Source organism: Saccharopolyspora sp. 7B (assembly GCF_020177435.1).
Taxonomy (GTDB): Bacteria; Actinomycetota; Actinomycetes; order Mycobacteriales; family Pseudonocardiaceae; genus Saccharopolyspora_C; species Saccharopolyspora_C gregorii.
In genome coordinates, this window is sequence record NZ_JAIUKC010000158.1 from 1 (window position 1) to 20461 (window position 20461).

17 protein-coding genes, 1 pseudogene and 2 riboswitches are annotated in these 20461 nt (G+C 74.1%); of the genes and pseudogenes, 8 read left to right on the forward strand and 10 right to left on the reverse strand.

Annotated features, from left to right (window positions below; all coding sequences use genetic code 11):
* Nucleotides 1-225 precede the first annotated feature (225 nt).
* Nucleotides 226-900: a thiamine phosphate synthase gene (thiE, locus tag LCD33_RS22605; RefSeq protein WP_224960458.1), complete on the reverse strand. Its 675-nt coding sequence runs from the start codon at nucleotides 898-900 to the stop codon at nucleotides 226-228.
* A gap of 63 nt (nucleotides 901-963) precedes the next feature.
* A riboswitch (TPP riboswitch) is annotated at nucleotides 964-1069 on the forward strand.
* Between thiE and thiO the strand changes: the two genes are divergently transcribed.
* The 3 genes from thiO (at nucleotide 1059) to LCD33_RS22620 (ending at nucleotide 3125) form a co-directional block, all read left to right on the forward strand.
* Nucleotides 1059-2174 (forward strand): glycine oxidase ThiO, encoded by a 1116-nt coding sequence (gene thiO / locus LCD33_RS22610; protein WP_224966582.1) that lies wholly within the window; start codon nucleotides 1059-1061, stop codon nucleotides 2172-2174. It overlaps the preceding riboswitch by 11 nt.
* Nucleotides 2162-2362 carry a sulfur carrier protein ThiS gene (thiS, locus tag LCD33_RS22615; protein WP_224966583.1) on the forward strand — a complete coding sequence of 67 codons (201 nt, stop codon included), beginning with the start codon at nucleotides 2162-2164 and terminating at the stop codon, nucleotides 2360-2362. Before thiO ends, thiS begins: the two co-directional genes overlap by 13 nt.
* A 1-nt stretch (nucleotide 2363) precedes the next feature.
* On the forward strand, nucleotides 2364-3125 hold the full coding sequence (locus tag LCD33_RS22620; RefSeq protein WP_224960464.1) for a thiazole synthase: 762 nt from the start codon (nucleotides 2364-2366) through the stop codon (nucleotides 3123-3125).
* A gap of 92 nt (nucleotides 3126-3217) precedes the next feature.
* On the opposite strand, the gene LCD33_RS22625 is transcribed toward LCD33_RS22620, so the two are convergent.
* The 3 genes from LCD33_RS22625 to thiC form a co-directional block, all read right to left on the reverse strand.
* A complete protein-coding gene (locus tag LCD33_RS22625) occupies nucleotides 3218-5209 on the reverse strand; it encodes an FUSC family protein (protein ID WP_224978255.1) in 1992 nt (663 codons plus the stop codon).
* A 276-nt stretch (nucleotides 5210-5485) separates the two neighbouring features.
* The gene (gene thiD / locus LCD33_RS22630; RefSeq protein ID WP_224960466.1) at nucleotides 5486-6349 is read right to left on the reverse strand and encodes a bifunctional hydroxymethylpyrimidine kinase/phosphomethylpyrimidine kinase; all 864 of its coding nucleotides are present in this window, start codon (nucleotides 6347-6349) and stop codon (nucleotides 5486-5488) included.
* 99 nt (nucleotides 6350-6448) lie between these two features.
* Entirely contained in the window at nucleotides 6449-8092 is a 1644-nt protein-coding gene (gene thiC / locus LCD33_RS22635; RefSeq protein WP_308011317.1) for a phosphomethylpyrimidine synthase ThiC, read from the reverse strand.
* Nucleotides 8086-8211: riboswitch (TPP riboswitch) on the reverse strand. Its footprint overlaps the gene before it by 7 nt.
* A 275-nt stretch (nucleotides 8212-8486) precedes the next feature.
* Between thiC and LCD33_RS29655 the strand changes: the two are divergent.
* Nucleotides 8487-8798: pseudogene (locus LCD33_RS29655) on the forward strand (Uma2 family endonuclease); the annotation flags it as partial.
* 279 nt (nucleotides 8799-9077) lie between these two features.
* Here LCD33_RS29655 and LCD33_RS22645 read toward each other — a convergent pair.
* Nucleotides 9078-9656, reverse strand: a complete 579-nt coding sequence (locus LCD33_RS22645) for a peptide deformylase (RefSeq protein WP_224960468.1) — start codon at nucleotides 9654-9656, stop codon at nucleotides 9078-9080.
* A gap of 370 nt (nucleotides 9657-10026) precedes the next feature.
* Between LCD33_RS22645 and LCD33_RS22650 the strand changes: the two genes are divergently transcribed.
* Nucleotides 10027-10329 carry a DUF3263 domain-containing protein gene (locus LCD33_RS22650; protein WP_374108124.1) on the forward strand — a complete coding sequence of 101 codons (303 nt, stop codon included), beginning with the start codon at nucleotides 10027-10029 and terminating at the stop codon, nucleotides 10327-10329.
* A complete protein-coding gene (locus LCD33_RS22655) occupies nucleotides 10329-10982 on the forward strand; it encodes a LytR C-terminal domain-containing protein (RefSeq protein WP_224966585.1) in 654 nt (217 codons plus the stop codon). Before LCD33_RS22650 ends, LCD33_RS22655 begins: the two co-directional genes overlap by 1 nt.
* A gap of 42 nt (nucleotides 10983-11024) precedes the next feature.
* On the opposite strand, the gene LCD33_RS22660 is transcribed toward LCD33_RS22655, so the two are convergent.
* From LCD33_RS22660 to glp, 5 genes are all read right to left on the reverse strand, one after another.
* Nucleotides 11025-13262 (reverse strand): AAA family ATPase, encoded by a 2238-nt coding sequence (locus LCD33_RS22660; RefSeq protein ID WP_224978256.1) that lies wholly within the window; start codon nucleotides 13260-13262, stop codon nucleotides 11025-11027.
* Between the two features lie 82 nt (nucleotides 13263-13344).
* Nucleotides 13345-14292, reverse strand: coding sequence for a CDP-diacylglycerol--serine O-phosphatidyltransferase (gene pssA, locus LCD33_RS22665; protein ID WP_224978257.1), 948 nt, complete (start codon nucleotides 14290-14292; stop codon nucleotides 13345-13347).
* Complete coding sequence (locus LCD33_RS22670; RefSeq protein WP_224960048.1) at nucleotides 14289-15032, reverse strand: phosphatidylserine decarboxylase; 744 nt, start codon at nucleotides 15030-15032, stop codon at nucleotides 14289-14291. The genes pssA and LCD33_RS22670 overlap by 4 nt, the downstream gene beginning before the upstream one ends.
* Nucleotides 15033-15611: 579 nt before the next feature.
* Nucleotides 15612-17573 (reverse strand): M48 family metallopeptidase, encoded by a 1962-nt coding sequence (locus tag LCD33_RS22675; RefSeq protein WP_224978258.1) that lies wholly within the window; start codon nucleotides 17571-17573, stop codon nucleotides 15612-15614.
* A gap of 109 nt (nucleotides 17574-17682) precedes the next feature.
* A complete protein-coding gene (glp, locus tag LCD33_RS22680; RefSeq protein WP_224978259.1) occupies nucleotides 17683-18927 on the reverse strand; it encodes a gephyrin-like molybdotransferase Glp in 1245 nt (414 codons plus the stop codon).
* A gap of 99 nt (nucleotides 18928-19026) precedes the next feature.
* On the opposite strand from glp, the gene LCD33_RS22685 reads away from it, so the two are divergent.
* Both LCD33_RS22685 and LCD33_RS22690 read left to right on the forward strand, forming a co-directional pair.
* Nucleotides 19027-19695 carry a TIGR00266 family protein gene (locus LCD33_RS22685; protein WP_224960045.1) on the forward strand — a complete coding sequence of 223 codons (669 nt, stop codon included), beginning with the start codon at nucleotides 19027-19029 and terminating at the stop codon, nucleotides 19693-19695.
* 446 nt (nucleotides 19696-20141) lie between these two features.
* A complete protein-coding gene (locus LCD33_RS22690; protein WP_184483357.1) occupies nucleotides 20142-20345 on the forward strand; it encodes a cold-shock protein in 204 nt (67 codons plus the stop codon).
* Nucleotides 20346-20461 lie beyond the last annotated feature (116 nt).

The following is a 20461-nucleotide window of genomic DNA, read 5'->3' on the forward strand; positions in this document are numbered from 1 at the left end:
GGGGGGGGGGGGGGTTTTTTGGGGGGGGGGGGGGGGCGCCCACCCCCCTGGTGCGCCCGCGGGGGTTTTTTTTCCCCGGGGGGCCCCCCCCCCCCCCCCAAAAAGCTGTCCTCGCGAGGGAACCGCTGAGAACCCGCGGGTGGTCTGGTTGCTCTTGTGGTCGCTGCTCAGCGGCTTCGCCGCTGACAGGAAAGAGTCGCGAACCCGGCCGGGCCGGTTCGGTGGTCAGGTGGGTAGTCCGGCCTTGAGGGATTCGGCGGCGGCGCGCGGGTCCTCGGCCTCGGTGATGGCCCGAACCACCACGATCCGTTCCGCGCCCGCCGCGACCACCTCGGCGAGGTTGTCGTGGCCGACGCCGCCGATCGCGAACCACGGCCTCCCGTGCCCGCGGTGCTCCGCGGCGTGGCGCACCAGCTCGATGCCCGCCGCCTCCCGGCCCGGTTTCGTCGGCGTCGTCCACACCGGGCCGGTGCAGAAGTAGTCCACGCCCGGTTCGGTCGAGGCCGCGTCCGCCTGCACCACGTCGTGCGTGGAACGCCCCAGCACCACCTCGTCGCCGACGATGCGCCGCGCCACGTCCACCGGCAGGTCGTCCTGCCCCAGGTGCAGCACGTCGGCCTCCGCGGCCAGCGCCACGTCCGCGCGGTCGTTCACCGCCAGCAGCGCGCCGTGCCGAACGCAGGCCTCCGCGAGCACCTCCAGCGCCGCCAGCTCCTGCCGCGCCTCCAGCGGCGCCCCGCCGGGCCCCTTGTCCCGCAGCTGGACGACGTCCACGCCGCCGGACAGCGCGGCGTCGGCGAACTCCGCCAGATCGCCCCGCTCCGCGCGCGCGTCGGTGCAGAGGTACAACCGTGCGTCGGCGAGCCGCGTGCGGATGCCGAAACCGTCCAATCCGGGCATGCCCCCAGGGTAGTCCGCGGCCGGGCGGCGGCTGACCTCGCGCGGGCGGATGAGTACGGTGGTGGTGGTTGGCACGGGAGCCCGGGATCCGGGCTGAGAGGGGGCGCAGGCCCCGACCGTCGAACCTGATCCGGGTCATGCCGGCGCAGGGAGCGCAGATGCAGCAGCAGTCGTCCGTCACCGTCGTCGGTGGCGGGGTCATCGGTCTCTCCGTCGCGTGGACGGCCGCGCGCGCGGGCCACCGCGTCGAGGTCGTCGATGCGGGGGAGCGGCGTGCGTCGTGGGTCGCGGGCGGGATGCTCGCCCCGGTCGCCGAGGCCGCGCCGGGGGAAGAGGAACTGCTGGAGCTCGGGTCCGAGTCGCTGCGCCGCTGGCCGTCGTTCGCCGCCGAGCTGGCCCGCGGGTCCGGGCTGCCGTCCGGGCTGCGCCGGGAGGGCACGCTGGTGGTCGGCGTGGACGGTGCCGACCGCGCCGAGCTGGACATGCTCGCCGACCACCTCGCCTCGCTGGGGCGCACCGTCACCCGGCTCGGCGGCCGGGAGGTGCGCCGCCTCGAACCCTCGCTGGGGCCCGCGGTGCGGCGCGGCCTGGAGGTGCCCGGCGATCTGGCGGTGGACAACCGGCTGGCGCTGGCCGCGCTGCGGGCCGCGGCGGAGGCGGCGGGCGTCCGGTTCCGCGCCGGGGCGGCGCGGCGGGTGCGGCCGGGCGAGGTGGAGCTCGCCGAACGGACCCTGCGCTGCGACGTCGCGGTGATCGCCGCCGGTGCCCGCTCCGGCGAGCTGCACCCGGCGCTCACCGGCCGGATCCGCCCGGTCAAGGGCGAGGTGCTGCGGCTGCGGGCGCGCCCCACCGCGCTGCCCCCGCCCGCGCGCACCGTGCGCGGCCCGGTGCGCGGCAGGCAGGTCTACCTGGTCCCGCGCGACGACGGCGGGCTCGTCGTCGGCGCCACCCAGCACGACGCCGGGTTCGACGAGACCGTCACCGCCGGCGGCGTCCGCGACCTGCTGGCCGACGCGGAACGAGTGCTGCCGGGCATCGCCGAGTACGAGCTGCTCGAAGCCGTCGCCGGGCTGCGGCCCGGCACGCACGACAACCTGCCGGTGATCGGCGAACTGGAGCCGGGGGTGCTGGCCGCGACCGGCCACCACCGCAACGGGTTCCTGCTCGCGCCGATCACCGCGGACGCGGTGCTGGCGGAGCTGTCGGGCCGCGAACCACCGGTCGCCGGACCGGTTCCCGCAGGCGACGGAGGAGGTCGACCGTGCAAGTGGTGATCAACGGGGCGGAACGTCCCGTGCAGGTGGATGCGACGCTGGCGGCGGTGCTCGCCGAGTTCGGCGTGCCCGAGCGCGGTGTGGCCGTCGCCGTGGACGGGACCGTGGTGCCCAGGGCGAACTGGCAGGCGACGGAACTCCGCGACGGGGCGGCCGTCGAAGTGCTCACCGCGGTGCAGGGGGGCTGACGTGGACGACGCGCTGGTGATCGCGGGCCGGGAGTTCGGCTCCCGGCTGATCACGGGGACCGGGGGAGCGGCGAACCTGTCGGTGCTGGAGCGGGCGCTGCTGGCCTCCGGCACCGAGCTGACCACGGTGGCGATGCGCCGCGCCGACGCCGGGGGCCGCACCGGCGTGCTGGACCTGCTGCACCGGCTCGGCATCGAGGCGCTGCCGAACACCGCGGGCTGCCGCACGGCGGCGGAGGCGGTGCTCACCGCGCAGCTCGCCAGGGAAGCGCTGGGGACGAACTGGGTGAAGCTGGAGGTGGTGGCCGACGAGGACACGCTGCTGCCGGACCCGGTGGAGCTGCTGGACGCGGCCGAGCAGCTCGTCGACCAGGGCTTCGTGGTGCTGGCCTACACCAACGACGACCCGGTGCTGGCGACGCGGCTGGAGGACGTGGGCTGCGCGGCGGTGATGCCGCTGGGCTCGCCGATCGGCACCGGGCTGGGCATCCGGAACCCGCACAACATCGAGATGATCGTGTCCCGGGCGTCGGTGCCGGTCGTGCTCGACGCGGGCATCGGCACCGCCTCCGACGCGGCGCTGGCGATGGAGCTGGGCTGCGACGCGGTGCTGCTGGCCAGCGCCGTCACCCGGGCCCAGGACCCGGAGCGGATGGCCGCCGCGATGCGCGCCGCCGTCGAAGCGGGCCGCCTCGCGGTCGGCGCGGGACGCATCCCGCAGCGCTTCTGGGCGAAGGCCTCCAGCCCCGGCCTGCTGGGCTGAACCGGCTTGCCGGGCTGAACCGGCCCGCCGGGCTGAACCAGGCCGCCGGGCTGAACCGGCCCGCCAGAGCGGGCGGGCCGGTCACCCGGTGATCAGCGGATGCGGAGCCGTTCGGTCCGCACGAAGTTGATCGTGTAGCTCTTCCACGGCTCGTTGCCGAGGGTCTGGTCGATCGCCGAGCGCGCGTGCAGCGCGTTCTCCACCAGCGAGCTGGCCAGCAGTTCCGTCGCGGGCGCCCCGGCGGACTGGATGTCCGGGATCTTCGGGTTGCTCCGCCCGCTGAGCAGCTGGTCCACCGCCTTGAGCGCGGGCACCGCCACGGCGAGTTCGCCCTCGGGCCGGAACGCCAGCGTCGCCACGTCCTGGCGCAGCGCGTCCAGCGCGATCGCCGCGGCCCGCGTGGTCTGCGGGTCCTCGTCCGAGTCCGGTTCGTCCAGCAGCGCGGGCATGCCCAGCAGGTCCTGGGTGCGCCGCAGCGCCAGCACGTGCGCGGATTGCATGGCGGCGCGCACCTCGTGGCCCTGCCCGGCGGCCCGCACGCTGCGCAGCAGCTCGGACACCGACCACACGGTGGAGCGGATGGCCCCGCGCACGTCCGGCACCATGCTGCTGGGCAGCACGATGAAGCTGATGTAGCCGACGCCGAGCGCGATGGCCGCGCCGACGGCCGTGTTGGACGCGAAGCTGATCGCGATGTTCGCGAGCGGCCGGTCCAGCCGCATCGCCTGGTCGATCACGGTCACCGCGATCAGCGAGCTCAGCAGCACCTGGTAGTCGGTGCGCAGCCGCTCCACCCCGAGCAGCATGCCGACGACGATCACCGGCACCAGCAGGTACACCCCGGGCAGCAGGGTGATCAGCGCGGCCAGCACCACCACGCCGAGCACCGCGCCGCCGGTGCGCTCCAGCGCGCCGTTCATGCTGTCCCGCGCCGCGGGCGCCAGCACCACGTACAGCGCCAGCAGCAGCGTGGACGCGGACGGGTCGTCCAGCAGCAGCACGATCACCATGCCGACGGCGACGGCCAGCGTGCAGCGCAGCGCGTGCCGGAACAGCGAGGACCGCAGCGACAGGTGCGCCTTGACGCCGCCGATGGCGCGCTGGCGGCGGCCACCGGGCGCGGGCGGGCTGGCCGCGACCTCGGTGCGCTGCACGACGGCGCCGCGGATCCGGTCGAGCCCTTCGTTCATGCCGCGCACCGCTTCGGGCAGGTCCTGCCTGCCGCCCGCGGCGACGACGGCCTGCGCCGGGTCGACGCGGGCCATCGCGGGCAGCCCGGTGCAGGCGCGGGAGCGCACCGCGCGGGCGAGTTCGGCGGCGACCAGGTCCGCTTCGACGACGATGCGGTGCAGCCGTTCCGCTTCGATCCGGTCGGCCCGCTGGGCTTGGGCGAGCAGCGTTTCACGGGCGGCGCGGAACCGGGCCGCCCCGGCGAGGACCTGCCCGAGCCAGGTGCTCGACCCGTCGGCGCGCCAGGCGCTCGCGGCGATCTCCAGCACGCCCGGCCCGGGTTCGAGCAGGGTCCGGGCCACGGCGTGCCGGGTGGCGCGGGTCGGATCGCCGATGCCGATGAGCACCCGCAGCACCAGGGCGAACACCGCACCCGCCCCGGTGGACAGGAACAGCATCCAGGCGGGTTCGCCGGATCCGATGCCGGTGGTGGTGGACACGAGGGTGGCCGCGGCGAAGGTCTGGCCGCTGACCCGGTACTGCTCGCCGAGGGCGGGCAGCATGCCGGAGCCGAACACGACGGCCGCCACCAGCAGCCCGGCCAGCACCGGAATCTCGCGGAGCAGCGGCCCCACCGCCACGACCAGCACCAGCGCCGGTCCGAACCAGGAGAACCGGTGCAGGTCGGAGCGCAGCGATTGCCCGCCCGCGGCGACCAGCGCGAACACCGCGGTGAGCCCGCCGATGAGCGCGGGGGTGCGCAGGTCCAGCAGCCAGCCGACGGCGGTGGCGACCACCGCGGTGACCAGCACCGCCATCGCGTACTGGCGTCGTCGGAGGTCGGGGGCGCCGGCCTCGGTGTTGAGCCCGGCGAGGAGCCGGTCCTTCATGGTCGTCCACCCGGGTGCTGCCACGGCGGCGCTTCGCTCCTGACGTTCTCGTTGCCTGTGCGGGACGGGCGCAGCGCACGCGGCGCCGTCGCTCGGGAGCGCGGCGGGGGCTGCGAGCCTCACGCTCTATGTCGACGTGACCCGCCTTGTGAGTTACCCGCGCGGGCGAAAATCACCCGATTCGGTATCTCAAGCCCGTTCGTGGCGTGTCCGCTGGGCCGTTCGCGGCCGCGGGTGCCGCGGGCGGCTGCTCCGACGGCGACGGTACCCAGCGCGCTCCGGCGGCCGGGGACGCCCCGCTCACAACGAGCGCGGGCTCACCCGCCAGAACGTCGACACCGGCCCGACGCCGGCGCCGAGGGGGTAGGCGTGCTCCACGCTGCGCGTCACGAACCGCTTGCCCGCGGCGACCGCGTCCGGCATCGACGCGCCCTTCGCCAGCGCCGCGGTGATCGCGGAGGCGAACACGTCGCCCGCCCCGTGCGTGTGCACCGTCGAGTAGCGCGGCCCGGGCAGCTGGATCGCGTCGGTGCCGTCGAACAGCAGGTCCACGCACTCCGGGTCGTCCAGCAGGTGCCCGCTCTTGATCAGCACCCAGTCCGGTCCGAAGTCGTGCACGGCCTTCGCCGCGTCCAGCAGGTCGTCCCGGCTGCGCGCGTCGATGCCGGTGAGCAGCCGCACCTCGTCCAGGTTCGGCGTCACCAGCGTCGCCCGCGGGAAGGCCTCGTCGCGCAGCGCGTCCAGCGCGTCCGGGCGCAGCAGCGGTTCTCCGCTGCGGGAAGCGGCGACCGGGTCCACGACGAACGGGGTGCGCCGGCCGCGGCCGATGCCGTGCTCGTCGCAGGCGGCGAGCACCGCTTCGATGGTCGCGGCCGAGGACAGCACCCCGGTCTTCGCCGCGTCCACCCCGATGTCGGTGGCGACGGCGCCGATCTGCGCGGCGACCGTCTCCGGCGGGATCTCCACCAGCCCGGTGACGCCGACGGTGTTCTGCACGGTCACCGCGGTCACGGCCGTCATGCCGTGCACCCCGCAGGAGAAGAACGCCCGCAGGTCGGCGTGCATCCCCGCGCTGCCGCCCGAGTCCGACCCGGCGATGGTCAGCGCCGTCGGCGGGGCCGTGTCGTGCGCGGGTCGTCGCAGGTGGCCGGGTGTCTCGTGCATCCGGCCCATGCTACGACCCCGTCCCGCCGTCGATCCGGCCCGTGCGGAACCTGCCGATGCGAAACACCGGAGCGCCGCCCACCGCGTCCGTCATCCCGATCAGCTCACGATGGGGAGGTAGACCTCGCCGCCGGAACCGGTGAACTCCTCGGACTTCTCCCGCATGCCTTCCTCGATCGCCTCGACGCTGGTGAGGCCGTGCTCCTTGGCGTAGTCGCGGACGTCCTGGGTGATCTTCATGGAGCAGAACTTCGGCCCGCACATCGAGCAGAAGTGCGCGGTCTTCGCGGGTTCTGCGGGCAGCGTCTGGTCGTGGTACGCCTTCGCGGTGTCCGGGTCGAGCGCCAGGTTGAACTGGTCGGTCCAGCGGAACTCGAAGCGGGCCCGGGACAGCGCGTCGTCCCACTCCTGCGCCCGCGGGTGCCCCTTGGCGAGGTCACCGGCGTGCGCGGCGATCTTGTAGGTGATCACGCCGGTCTTCACGTCGTCCCGGTCCGGCAGCCCGAGGTGCTCCTTGGGCGTGACGTAGCAGAGCATCGCGGTCCCGGCCTGCGCGATCATCGCCGCGCCGATGCCGGAGGTGATGTGGTCGTAGGCGGGCGCGATGTCCGTGGTGAGCGGGCCGAGGGTGTAGAACGGCGCCTCGTCGCACAGCTCCTCCTCCAGCCGCACGTTCTCCGCGATCTTGTGCATCGGCACGTGCCCGGGACCTTCGATCATCACCTGCACGTCGTGCGCCCGGGCGATCCCGGTGAGCTCGCCGAGGGTCTCCAGCTCGGCGAACTGGGCGCGGTCGTTGGCGTCGGCGATGGAGCCGGGCCGCAGCCCGTCGCCGAGCGAGAAGGTGACGTCGTACTCGCGGAGGATCTCGCACAGCTCGGAGAAGTGCTCGTACAGGAAGCTCTCCCGGTGGTGCGCCAGGCACCAGGCGGCCATGATCGAACCGCCGCGGGAGACGATCCCGGTGACGCGCTGCGCGGTCAGCGGCACGTACCGCAGCAGCACCCCGGCGTGCACGGTCATGTAGTCCACGCCCTGCTCGCACTGCTCGACCACGGTGTCCCGGTAGATCTCCCAGGTGAGCTTCGCCGGGTCGCCGTTCACCTTCTCCAGCGCCTGGTAGATCGGCACCGTGCCGACCGGCACCGGCGAGTTGCGCAGGATGCGCTCGCGGGTCTCGTGGATCCGCTTGCCGGTGGACAGGTCCATGATCGTGTCGGCGCCCCAGCGAGTGGCCCACACCATCTTCTCGACCTCTTCGGGCACCGAGGAGGTCACCGCGGAGTTCCCGATGTTCGCGTTCACCTTCACCAGGAACTTCTTCCCGATGATCATCGGTTCGCTCTCGGGGTGGCGGTGGCTGGCGGGCAGCACCGCGCGGCCGCGGGCGATCTCGTCGCGGACGAACTCGGCGGGCAGGTCCTCGCGGGCGGCGACGAACTCCATCTCGCGGGTGATCACCCCGGCCTTGGCGGCGGCCAGCTGGGTGGGGTGCTCGCGGTGCCAGCCGTCGCGGGTGCGGGGCAGGCCCGCGTGCACGTCGATGGTGGCGGCGTCGTCGGTGTAGGGCCCGGAGGTGTCGTAGACGTCGAGGTGCTCGCCGTTGCTGAGCTCGATGCGGCGGGCGGGCACCCGCAGGTCGCCGACCTCGCGGTGCACCTTGCGGGACCCGCTGATCGGTCCGGTGGTCACACCAGGGGAATCGGAGTCCACAGAGGACGGTTCAGGACGCACGTCGGCCACGGCCGTTCACTCCCTACGCCGGCATTATCCGGTCAGGTTCGGGCGGTCGGCGGCCCCGGATCGGATGATCCAGCCGCCCTCTCAGCCCGCTTCCGGTGCGAGCTCCCGCGATCAGTTGTCGGCGCCGAGGCTAGCCCCGTGATGCCGCCCTGCCAAGTCCCGGTTCGTGCCGGTGACGGCGAAGCTGATCGACACTAGGCTGTCTAGCAGGGAAAACGAAACCTTGTCAGACCGGGAGGATGCGGTGCGTGACAACACCGGCACAGGAGGTGACCGCGCTGCGAGTGCTGCCCCGGTGCTCCAGGAATCGTCCTGGGAGACGTTCGTCGAGGTCTGGAACGGCCTCGATCTTCCCGAAGGTTGGCGCGCGGAGATCATCGAAGAGAGGATCGTGATGTCCCCGCCGCCGGACCAGAACCACGACCTCATCGGCAGCCGCGTGAACAAGGCGTTGGTGCGGGCGTTGCCCGACGATTGGGAGGTCCTGCAGACCCAGGGCATCGCCCTGCCGTCGAGCTCGCGGATCGTGGTGCCCGATCTCCTCGTCGTGCTCCGCGAGCGGATGACTCCAGCGGTCGTGCTCCCGGGGGAGGACGCGCTGCTCTCGGTCGAGATCACCTCGAAGAGCAATGCCGACACCGACCGGACGACCAAGCTCCGTGCGTACGCCCAGGCCGGCATCCCGTTCTACTTGCTCATCGACCGCTTCGCGCCGCGTTGGCCCACGATCACCCTGTTCTCCGAGCCGGACGGCGAGAGGCCTACCGCGAATCGCACTCGGTCCCGTTCGGCAAACCGCTCGACCTGCCCGCCCCGTTCACCGTCACCCTGGAAACCGAGGCCTTCCCCCGCTGACCGGCCCCACCCGACCCGACCTCGCGCGACGGGTTCGCGACTCTTTCCTGTCAGCGGCGAAGCCGCTGAGCTGACGACCACCCGATCAACCGGACCACCCGCCACCCACCCCCTGCGGAACGGGAGGAGCTCAATCCTCCTCAGCGAACGGATCGCCTTCGACCGCCGGGTCCCAGGAGAGGCCGGGGACTCCCCAGCCGTTGCGCTTGACGGCCTTCTTCGCGGCCCGCGCGTTCCGCCCGACGAGCCGGGTCAGGTAGAGGTGCCCGTCCAGGTGGTCGGTCTCGTGCTGCAGGCAGCGGGCGAAGAACCCGGTGCCCTCCACCTCGACCGGCGCGCCGTCCACGTCGAAGCCGGTGACCTTCGCCCAGCTCGCCCGGCCGGTGGGGAACGCTTCGCCGGGGACGGACAGGCAGCCCTCCCAGTCGTCCTCGGGGTCGGGCATGGTCTGCGGGATCTCGCTGGTCTCCAGCACCGGGTTGACCACGACGCCGCGGTGCCGGACCCCCTCGTCGTCGGGGCAGTCGTAGACGAAGACCCGCAGGTCCACGCCGATCTGGGTGGCCGCCAGCCCGGCGCCGTTCGCGGCGGTGTTCGTCTCGAACATGTCCTCGACGAGGGTGCGCAGCGCGTCGTCGAACCGCTCGACGGGGCGCGTGGGGTGGTGCAGCACCGGGTCGCCCACGATGCGGATCGGGTGAACAGCCATGCGGCGGAGGGTATCGGTTGCCGTCTCCGGACCGCCTCGGGAGTGGCTGCGCTCGGCTGGGCGCCGCCCGTCGGAGTGATCTTCGCCGAGGTGCCCGCGGATCTCCGCGGAGGGCGTGTTGGCCGCGCACGGCGGGCGGGCGCGCGTGATGTAATGGGCCCGGAATCACACCCGTGTGATTCGGCGAACGCGGGGATCCCCGGATCGCGACGCGAGGAGCCAGATGGACGCCGCCCAGATGCTGACCGTGCACGAGATAGCCCGGCAGTGCGAGGAACTGGCGCGTACCGAGGGTCGCGCGGCGGTGGGCGAACCCGCGTCCGGCAGGCACCTGCGGACGGTCGACCCGCCCACCGAGCCGCTGCCGCGCATCCCCCCCGATGAGTCCACTTCGGACGCTCCGGAGCCCGCGGCGGGGCAGGAGCTCGGCGACCGCGAGCTGAGCATCCTCGCGTTCGAGCGGCAGTGGTGGAAGGGCGCCGGCGGCAAGGAACGGGCCATCCGCGAGCTGTTCGACATGTCCGGCACCCGGTACCACCAGGTGCTGAACGATCTGCTGGACGATCCGGCGGCCGTCCGGGCCGATCCGATGCTGATCAAACGTTTGCGCAAGGTGCGGGCGAGTCGGCAGCGCGCCCGGCAGGCCCGCCGACTGGGAATCGAGTGGCACTGATGACTTCCGGGGAACCCCCGACCAGCCCGTCCGCCGCGAAGATCGGCGGTATCGCCCTCATCGGCGCGGGCGCGCTATCGGCCGTGATCGGCCTGACGACGCTGGTCTCCGGCGGGTCCGACGACGACGCGGCCGCGCCGCCGGTGGACCAGCAGCAGACCTCGGCGCCGCTGCCGCCGCTGCCGCCCGCCCCGACGAGTGCCGCGCAGCCGCCCACCTCGTCGGCCGCCGAACCGCCGCCCGCCGCGGAGGAGCCGCCGCAGACGCCCGACCCGGAACCGCAGGTGCCGCCCGCGAACCAGCCGCGCCCGGACTCGCCGGGGTCGGACTCGACCGGGTCGGACCACGCGCGGCAGCGGATCGTGGTGCGGGTCTACAACAACAGCACCATCAAGGGCTTGGCGCACCGGGCCGCGGACGAGTTCCGCGGCGCCGGCTACGAGGTGCCGGAGGTCGGCAACTACTCGCAGGGCGTCATCCCCACCACCACGGTGTACTACCGGCCGGGCACGCCGGAGGAGGCGCAGGCGAAGGAGATCGCCGCCGCGTTCCAGGCCCGCGCCGAACCGCGCTTCGACGGCCTCGCCCCCGCGAGCCCCGGCGTCATAGCGATCATCACGAACGACTACCAGGGCATGCCGAAGGGCAAGTAGCGCGCGGAGCACGGCCCGCCCGCCCCGGCGGGCCGTGCCGCGTCAGCCGCGGCGCTCGGCGTAGGCCGCCAGGGACGCCAGCTGAGCCGGGTCCAGCGAGGGGCGCACGGCGCGGCGGGCGGCCGCCAGGTGCGCGGCCGTCACCTCGGTGGCGCTGAGCGATTCGCGCATCGCGCTCAGCGCCGATTCCCGCACCAGCGCCGCGCAGTCCGCCGCCGAGTAGCCGTCCAGCTCCGCCGCCACCGCCGCCAGGTCCACATCGGACGCCAGCGGCGTGTTCCGCGCCGCGGCGCGCAGGATCTCCGCCCGCGCCGCCCCGTCCGGCGGCGGCACGTGCACCAGCCGCTCCAGCCTGCCGGGCCGCAGCAGCGCCGGGTCGATCAGCTCCGGGCGGTTGGTGGCGCCGAGCACCACGACCTCCCGCATCGGCTCCACCCCGTCGAGTTCGGTGAGCAGCGCCGCCACCACCCGGTCGCCCACCCCGGAGTCGCCGGACTGGCCGCGGCGCGGTGCCAGCGCGTCCACCTCGTCGAGGAAGACCAGGGCGGGTGCCGCGTTCTTGGCCCGCAGGAACAGTTCCCGCACGGCCCGCTCGGATTCGCCGACGAACTTGTCCATCAGCTCGGCGCCCTTGACCGACAGCACGTTGAGCCGCCCGCTGCCGGCGAGCGCCCGCACCAGGAAGGTCTTGCCGCAGCCCGGCGGCCCGTACAGCAGCACGCCGCGCGGCGGTTCCACGCCGAGCCGGGTGAACGAGTCCGGGTAGCGCAGCGGCCACAGCACCGCCTCGGTCAGCGACTGCTTCACCTCGACCATGTCGCCCACGTCGTCCAGGGTGAGCCCGCCGGTGCGCAGATCGTCCGATGTGGACATCGACAGCGGCCGGACGGAGGACAGGGCGGCGACGAGGTCCTGCTGCGCGAGGGCCGGTTCGCCGTCCGCGCCACCGCGGTGGCGCAGCGCCGCCCGCACCGCTGATTCGCGGCACAGCGCCAGCAGGTCGGCGACGACGAAGCCGGGGGTCCGCGCGGCGAGCTCGCCGAGCTCCACGTCGGGGGCCAGCGGCGTGCCGCGCAGCAGCACTCGCAGCAGCTGCACCCGGGTCGCCGCGTCCGGCAGCCCGATGGTCAGTTCCCGGTCCACCCGGCCGGTTTCGCGCAGCCGCGGGTCCAGGGACTGCGGCTGGGCGCTGGTCACCACGACGGCGAGCCGCCCGGTGCGCATCGCGGCGTCCAGCGCGTCGAGCGCGACCGTCGCCAGCGGCGGCGGTTCGGCGGCGGGCAGCAGGCCGTCGGCGTCGGTGAGCAGCAGCACGCAGTCGCGGCCACCCGCGGCGATGCCGGTGGCGCGGTCCAGCGAGCTCTGCAGGCGCTGGGCGGCGGAACGGGATTCGAGGGCGGCGACGCTGGGCGCGGTGACCTCGACGAGTTCGGCGCCGACCGCGGCCGCCACCGACCGCGCCAGGGTGGCCTTGCCCGCCCCGGGCGGTCCGCTGAGCAGCACGCCGAGCCGGTCGCCGCCGCCGAGCCTGCGCAGCAGCTCCGGTTCCTCGAAGTGCAGCCGGAGCCATTCGGAGAGCCGGGCGGCGGTCTCCTGCGCGCCCGCGAGGTCGCTGACGGGCAGCGCGGGCTCGGGTTCCGGCGCGGCGGCGGGCGCGACGGCGGCTGCGGCGGGGGCCGGGGCGGCGTCGAGCCGGGCGGGAGGCGCGTCCGCGCTCGGCGTCGAGCCGCGCCAGGTGACCACCGTGGACGGCTGCACGGTGACGGGGCCGTCCGGGTCGGTGGCCGCGATCGTGATCAGCTCGGTCGTCCAGGTCATCCCGATCGAGGCGGACAGCCTGCTGCGCACCTGCCCGGCGTTGGCCGCCGTGGACGGAGCCAGGTCCTGCGGCAGCAGCGACACGGTGTCACCGGCCCGGAAGACCTTCCCGGTCAGCGCCAGCCGGATCACCTCCGGCGGTGCGGTCGCGGTGGCCAGCCGGGACCCGGCGACGGTGACGCCGCGCGCGGGCTCGGCGCGCACCGGGGCGACCCCGACCTCGGCGCCTTCGGCCAGCCCCAGGTTCGTCAGCGCCACGTCGTCCACCAGCACCACGCCCGCCGGGGCGCCCCGGTCCGCCGCGGCGGCGGGCACCACGGTCACCCGGGTCCCGGTGAGGGCCACCGCGTCCCACTGGCGCAGGCCCAGCGCGTCCAGCACTTCGGGGTGCAGCCGCACCACCCCGCGCCTGGTGTCGGCGGCGGACGGGGACAACCGGACGGTCAACGTCAACGAAGCCACACGCCGACAGTACGGCCCGCTCCTGGCGCCCCGTCGGTGCGCGGCACCGCGCACGACCGCGGCCGGATTCGAGGACGGGCGGTCAGCGGGTGTTCTGGTTGCCCCGGTTGCGGCGCAGGCCGAGGCGGCGCCAGCTCAGGCGCGGCCCCTCGGGGCCGCCGGCGCGGCTGCGGCGCATCCGCTGCCGGGCTCCGGCGAGCGCGCGCCGCGGGTGCGGCTGCTGCCGGCCGAGCCGCCGCTGGGTGCGCCTGCGGATGGCGCGCCGTTCGCGAGGAGCCGCCGCCCACGCCTCGGGGTGCGCGGCCAGCCAGCGGTGCCGGTACACGGCGTACGGGATGTGCGCCAGGTACACCACGAGCGCCACCGCGAGCGAGATCAGCGGGAACACGATGACCGCGGCGGCCAGCACGGCCACCAGCACCAGCAGCGGGGCGACCAGCCGTGCGGGAACCTTCGCGGTCTTCAGCGACAGCGTCGGCACCCGGCTCACCGCCAGCGCGGCGACCGCGACCATCCACACCATCACCACCGGCTGCTGCGCCCACCAGCCCGGGTAGCCGAAGTGGGCGGTGAGCACGAGCGGCAGCAGCGCCAGCAACCCGGCCGCGGGGGCCGGGACGCCGACGAAGAACTCCTTGCTGAACGCGGGCTGCTCGGTGTCGTCGAGCAGCGTGTTGAACCGCGCCAGCCGCAGGATCATGCACACCGCGAAGATCAGCGCGGCGATCCAGCCCGCCCGGTTGTCCTGCAGCTGCCACGCGTACAGCGTCAGCGCCGGGGCCACGCCGAACGACATCGCGTCGGACAGCGAGTCCAGTTCGGCGCCCATCCGCGTGGTGGCGTCCAGCAACCGGGCGATCCGGCCGTCCAGCCCGTCGAGCACCGCCGCCACCGCGACGGCCGCGATGGCGCCGACCAGCTGCCCGTTCAGCGCGAACTGCACGGCGGAGAGCCCGGCGCACATCGCCAGCACCGTGATCGCGTTGGGCAGCAGGCGGATTCCGGGCGGGGCGAGGCGGGCGCCGCTCATGCCCGCTCGCCACCCGCCCGCTCGGGCAGTTCGGCGAGGACGGTCTCGCCGCCGACGGTGCGCTGCCCGGGTTCGACGAGGACCCGGCTGCCCGCCGGGACGTAGAGGTCGACCCGGGAGCCGAAGCGGATCAGCCCGTAGGTGCTGCCCGCGGTGGCCCGCTCGCCGCTCTGCACCGAGCAGACGATGCGGCGGGCGACGAGCCCGGCGATCTGCACCACGGCGAGCTCCTGGCCGTCGTCGGTGCGCAGCAGCAGCGAGTTGCGCTCGTTGTCCTCGCTGGCCTTGTCCAGGTCGGCGGAGAGGAACTTGCCGGGGCGGTAGGCGGCCCGCACGATCTCGCCGTCGACCGGCAGCCGCTGCACGTGCACGTCGAAGACGGTGAGGAACGCGCTGATCCGGGTCATGGGCCGGTCGCCGAGCCCGAGCTCGGGCGGCGGGGTGGCGGTCTCCACGTGCGCGACGGTGCCGTCGGCGGGCGCGACCGCGATGCCCGCGCGGCCGGGGGTGACCCGCTGCGGTTCGCGGAAGAACCAGGCGCACCACGCGGTGGCGACGGCGCCGAGCACGCCGGCGGGGCGCCACGCGCGGCGCAGCAGCAGGGTGCCGACGGCGGCGCCGAGCACGAACGGGCGGCCCGCCGGGTGCATCGGCGGCACGGTGTCGCGGGCGAGCTTGGCGAGGTGCGCGAGCGGGTTGCCGCTGGCGGGGGCGCTGCCCCGGTCTGTCTGGGTGCTCATCGAGCTGTACACCCCTGCGTCGGAGGTCGTTACCGCGGCGCGGTGGCTGCGCTGCGGCCGGGCCGGTACAGCATCGCCGACGGGTTCGCGGCCGCTGCGCGAGGGGGCGGAGTCGATCACCGGCCACGGTCGCGCGGCGCCGTGCGCCGGGCGGACCGGGCCGTCGGTGGTGGAGCGCGGGCGGTGCGTCCCGGGAGCGCGGGGCCGGGCGGCGGCGCGGCCGGAGGATCTCCTCGGGACGGGCGCGGCGCGGTGTCTCCGCAGGTGAACGGAAAAGTGCCGGGGTGGCCCGGCGCCCCCGAAGCGCCGGTGCCACCCCGGCACCCAACCGCAAGGCGCCTCCCCGTTGGCGCCGAACGGTCCCCGATGTGGGCCCGTGCACCCCCCGACGGCACACGGAGCCCGGTGTCCGCTCCCTCCCTGGTGAGGAGGGGGCTGACGTCTTGTGAGACGGAGTCGATCGACAGGTTGTTACGCGTTTTCCAGTGTAATTGAGCTCACACGAACTACGTAGCCGCTATCGGAGGACATTGGGCACGAAATTTGTAACTCAGCGTGACAAAACTGGGTCCCCATCACTCACTCGTCCGAGGGTTCCCGGCGGTCGTCGATCCGCATCCGCGCGCCCATCAGCTCGCCGAGACCCCCGTAGGGATCGCCGCGCTCGTCCGTATCGGGCGTGCTGCGCACCTCCAGCTCGGCCACGTCGTCCTCGCCGAGCACCACCGCGTCCGAGCGGACCGTCGAGGAGGACGCGTCGTCCAGGTACAGCTCCAGCTTCAACGACCAGCCCGAGCGATCCTGCACCAGCGTCGTCGCCGCCACGTCCCGGCTGTCCACCCACTGCGCGCCGTCCCGGTCCCGCAGCCGGTCCACCGGGGCGACCATCAGCTCGTCCAGCTCCTCCAGCTCCGACTGCCACATCCGGGCCGAAGCGCCCGCCAGCAGCCGTCGCGCCGTGCTCGCCGAGCTCGGCAGGAACACCAGCCCGCGATCCGTCACCAGCAGGTCGTAGCGCTCGCCCGCGTACTGCACCGGGCTGACGATCCCGGACACCGACGGCTCCGGCTCCGCGGCGGGTTCGCGGGCGTGCTGCAGCGGTACGCCGAGGTCCACCAGCGCCCGGTGCAGCCCGGGCACCAGCCGCGGATCCGCCACCGCCGGGCGCACCAGCCGGTCCGGGTCCAGCGGCCGGCCACCGCTGAGCCGCACCACCGACTCGCCCGCCCAGTCCAGCTCGTGCTGCGCCCGGCCCGCGCACACCAGCGCGTCCACCACGGCGCCGCCGAGCAGCTCGGTGAGCGTGTCCACGGCGGCGTCGTCCACCCGGTCCGGGCTCAGGCCCGGGTTCAGCACCGGGTTGATCAGGTCCGCGCCCTCGCCGCGGTGGATGGCGGCGAGCACCCCGCCGATCGCGGGCGGGCACTCCAGGCCGCTCTGCTCGACCGCCGAGCTCAGCAGGCCCGCCTGCCGGGCGACCTCCGCGGCCCCCGCCTTGCGGGCCAGGTCCGGCCACGGCAGCCGCGGCCCGAGGCCGTCCACGAGCAGCCGGCTCTCCAGCTCGGGAACGCTCTTGCGCGGTTCGCGCAGCAGCGCGAACGCGGGCGCCTCCTCGGGTTCCCGGTCGCCGCCGCGCAGCCGCTTCATCGCCTCCACCCGCTCCCGGGTGGACGGGTGCACGTCGTGCTCCTCGGCGAGGGCCTGCTTGACCCGCTCGGCCAGCTGCGGCTTGCGCTCCGGGTGGTCCATGAACGCCCGGAAGCCCAGCAGCAGGTCCGGGGTGTGCTCGACCTTGGTGGCCATGCTCAGGTACTGCTCGGCGTAGTCGCGCCAGCCGAACTCGATCGCCTTCATCTTGCGCAGCGAGGTGACCGCGGCCCGCTTGCCCGCGGCCTTCACCGCGATGGTGTCCGCGCCGAACCACAGCCGGTCGCCGACCCCGGCAGCCACCGCCGAGTAGGCGCGGGCGTACCCGGTGAACAGCCACTTCACCGGTCCGCCGGTGAGCCCGGTCGCGGTGCGCCGCACGCTGGTCTCCACCCGGTCGGCCAGCACGACGAACTTCCCGGCGCCGACGGTGCGGCCCAGCTCGCGGGCGGTGACGGCGCGCAGTTCGCTGGTGGACAACCCGGCGATCAGCGGTAACCCGATCTCCAGGTGCCGGGAGCGGACCTTCAGGCCGAGCAGCGCGGTGTCCTCCCGCAGCCGGGCGGTGGGCTGCGAGGTCACCCGGACCCCGTCCGGGGCGGACGCGCCGGACCCCGAGCAGATCGAGTCGACCATCTTCCAGACCTCGGGCTGCGCGCCGCGGGTCAGCTCGACGCCGCGCGGGCGTTCGCGTCTGCGCAGCACGGTCCGCAGCCCGATGCCGATCACCGCGGCCACCACGACCGCGGCGAACCCGGCGCGGACGCCGCCCCCGAAGTCGAGGCGGATGGTGTAGGCCGCTACCAAGAGCAGGCCCAGCACCAAGCAGAGGGGCACGGCGAAGAAGCCGATGTGCAACGCCAGCGCCAAGGTGGCGCGCCAGGGGCCACGCACGGTGTTGAAACTCCCGAGTGAAGGTGTCGACTGCTCGCGGTCCGAACCCGGCGCGACGAGCGCAGCGACGGGAGGTGCGGGGGCAGTCTTAGCGGAAATCAGCCGGACGTCAATCCATCAGAAGTACGTCCACAGTGGAACCGGCGGGCAGTTCCACCGTTTCCTCCGGTACTTCCAGCAGGCAGTTCGCCGTGGCCATCGCGGACAGCAGGTGCGATCCGGGGCCACCGTGCGGGGTGACCTCGTCGGTGGCGGGGTCGTACAGCGCCCTGCGGTACTGCCGCTTGCCGGGCGGGCCCTCCAGCGAGCTGGTCAGCGTCGCCTTCCTGCCGGGCCGCTCGGCCTGCCGGTGCCCGGCCGCGGCGCGCAGCGCGGGCCGCACGAAGACCTCGAAGGAGACCATCGCGCTGACCGGGTTGCCGGGCAGCGTCACCACCGCGGGCCCGCCCCGGTACCGGCCGGCGCCCTGCGGCATCCCGGGCTGCATGGCGACCTTGGTGAACTCGACGCCGTTGCCGGACAGCGAGTCCTTCACCACCTCGTACGCCCCGGCGCTGACCCCGCCGGAGGTGATGATCAGGTCGGTCTCGTCCAGGTGCGGGGCGAGCGCGGCGTGGAACGACGCCACGTCGTCCGGCACGAAGCGCAGCAGCTCGGCGCGCCCGCCCGCCTCCCGCACCGCGGTGGCCAGCATCAGGCCGTTGGACTCGTAGATCTGCCCGGTCCGCAGCGGGGAACCGGGTTCGACGAGTTCCGAGCCGGTGGACAGCACCAGCACCCGCACGGGTCTGCGCACGGGCAGCCGCGCGGCGCCGACGGCGGCGGCGATGCCCAGCTGGGTGGGGCCCAGCGTGGTCCCCGCCGCCAGCACGGCCGTGCCGACCCGCACGTCCTCCCCGGCGCGGCGCACGTCCACGCCGGGTTGCGCCGAGGCGTGCACCCGCACTTCGGCGGTGCCGCCGTCGGTGCGCTCCACCGGCACGATCGCGTCCGCGCCGGACGGCACCTGGGCGCCGGTCATGATCCGGTGCGCGGTGCCGGGCAGCAGCGGCGGGCTGTCGACCCGCCCGGCGGGCAGGTCTTCGGCCACCGGCAGCACCACGGGCTGCTCGGGGCTCGCTCCGGTGACGTCCACGGACCGCACGGCGTAGCCGTCCATCGCCGAGTTGTCGAAGGGCGGCAGCGGGATCGCCGCGACGAGGTCCTCGGCCAGCGCCAGCCCGAGGCAATCGGCGAGCGGCCGGGATTCCACCGGCGCCGGGGTCAGCAGCGCCGCGACCCGCGCGCGGTGCGCGGGCACCGGGGTCAGGCCGGAGGGTCCAGTTGCGTGGGGCACGCCCCGATCATCGGGCATCGGGTACCGGGCTGTCGCCACCGGCGTGCGGAAAGTCGCCCGGGCGCCCGTGGCAGACTGCCGGGCGATCGTGTGAGCGGCGCGGGGAGGGGAGGGGCTGTGCAGGTGCGGAACCGGCACACGCCGTCGTTCGGAGTGTCCCGGCTGCTGCTCGCGCCCGGCGAACCCGTCCGGATCGCCTCCGGTGCGCTGCTGGCCACCAGCTACGGCGTGGCGGTGGAGGTGCGCGGCGGAGGTCTGCTCAAGTCGCTGGCGAAGGGCCGGTCCGCCGCCGTGACCACCTGCACCGCCGGGCAGCAGGGCGGCTGGGTGGACGTGGCGCCCGCGCTGCCGGGTGATCTGCACGTGCTGGAGCCGGACGGCCAGGGCTGGTGCGTGACGGGGTCGGCGTGGCTCGCGTCCGCCTCCGGGGTGCGGTTCGACGAGCAGTGGGCCGGGTTCAAGAACCTCTTCGGCGGGGAGCGCGGTTTCCTCGGCCACGTCAGCGGCCAGGGGCCGGTGGTGCTGGCCTGCTGCGGCGCGCTGGACGTGATGACCTTGCAGCCGGGGGAGTTCCTCACCGTCTCACCCGGGCACGTGGTGGCGTACGGGGATGCGGTGCAGACGCGGTTGCGGCAGCTGGGGCAGGGCGTGGCGCAGTCGTTGAAGACGGGGGAGGGGCTGGTGTTCGATTTCGCCGGCCCGGGCCAGGTGCTGGTGCAGACGCGGGATCCGCGTTCCATGGTGGGCTGGTTGCATTCGCAGGGGTTCGGCGCACCCCGTTCTTGAGCGCGGTATTCGGCGGCGCGGGAATGCGGGCCGCTTTCGGTGGCCGGGTTCGATGCCGGGTCTCGCGGGCGGGCGGCAATGGGGAACGATCTTCATTTCGGATTGCGCCCGCGCTCGTTCCGGATCGGTCCGTCCGGCGGTGCCCGCTGCGCGTTCGCCCGCGCCGCCGGATGCCGGAGCGCGGGTTCCGGCCGGCTTTCGCGCCGCTGCTCCCGCGCCGCTGCGAAATTCGGAATATTCCCTGATTCTCGTGTCGGCGAATCGGCCCAACCGAATCGCTCCGGCTACGCGCCGTGGCTGGGAAATGCACTCGTTCGGAGCAGTATTTCGCGGAAAAGTCGCAATGGTCAACAGCGGACGAACCGGGTCGACTCCGGTAGCGTCATCCGTGCTCCATCGGCGCTTTTTCGGGGCGCTGCGCATCACATTTCAACGAGGAGGACGCCGTGGCGGTCGGCACGGTCAAATGGTTCAACTCGGAGAAGGGGTACGGCTTCATCGCCACCGATGGTGGTTCCGATGTGTTCGTGCACTACTCCGCGATCAACATGTCCGGTTTCCGCACCCTCGCCGAAGGTGACCGGGTCGAATTCGAGGTGAAGGCGGGGCGCGACGGTCGAAGCCAAGCCGACGGCGTCCGCAAGGTCTGAAACCCGCCGCGCCGGGGGGCGCCCCCCCCCCCCGGGGGGGGCGCCCGGGGGGGGGGGGGCGCGCCCCGGGGGGCCCCCCCGCCCGGGGGGGGGGGGGGGGGTGGGGGGGCGGGGGG

Bases quoted from the DNA above. Each gene is read 5' to 3' on its own strand.
- thiE (WP_224960458.1), bottom strand. From the start codon at position 900: ATGCCCGGATTGGACGGTTTCGGCATCCGCACGCGGCTCGCCGACGCA.
- thiO (WP_224966582.1), top strand. From the start codon at position 1,059: ATGCAGCAGCAGTCGTCCGTCACCGTCGTCGGTGGCGGGGTCATCGGT.
- thiD (WP_224960466.1), bottom strand. From the start codon at position 6,349: ATGCACGAGACACCCGGCCACCTGCGACGACCCGCGCACGACACGGCC.
- LCD33_RS22645 (WP_224960468.1), bottom strand. From the start codon at position 9,656: ATGGCTGTTCACCCGATCCGCATCGTGGGCGACCCGGTGCTGCACCAC.
- LCD33_RS22655 (WP_224966585.1), top strand. From the start codon at position 10,329: ATGACTTCCGGGGAACCCCCGACCAGCCCGTCCGCCGCGAAGATCGGC.
- pssA (WP_224978257.1), bottom strand. From the start codon at position 14,292: ATGAGCGGCGCCCGCCTCGCCCCGCCCGGAATCCGCCTGCTGCCCAAC.
- LCD33_RS22670 (WP_224960048.1), bottom strand. From the start codon at position 15,032: ATGAGCACCCAGACAGACCGGGGCAGCGCCCCCGCCAGCGGCAACCCG.
- glp (WP_224978259.1), bottom strand. From the start codon at position 18,927: ATGCCCGATGATCGGGGCGTGCCCCACGCAACTGGACCCTCCGGCCTG.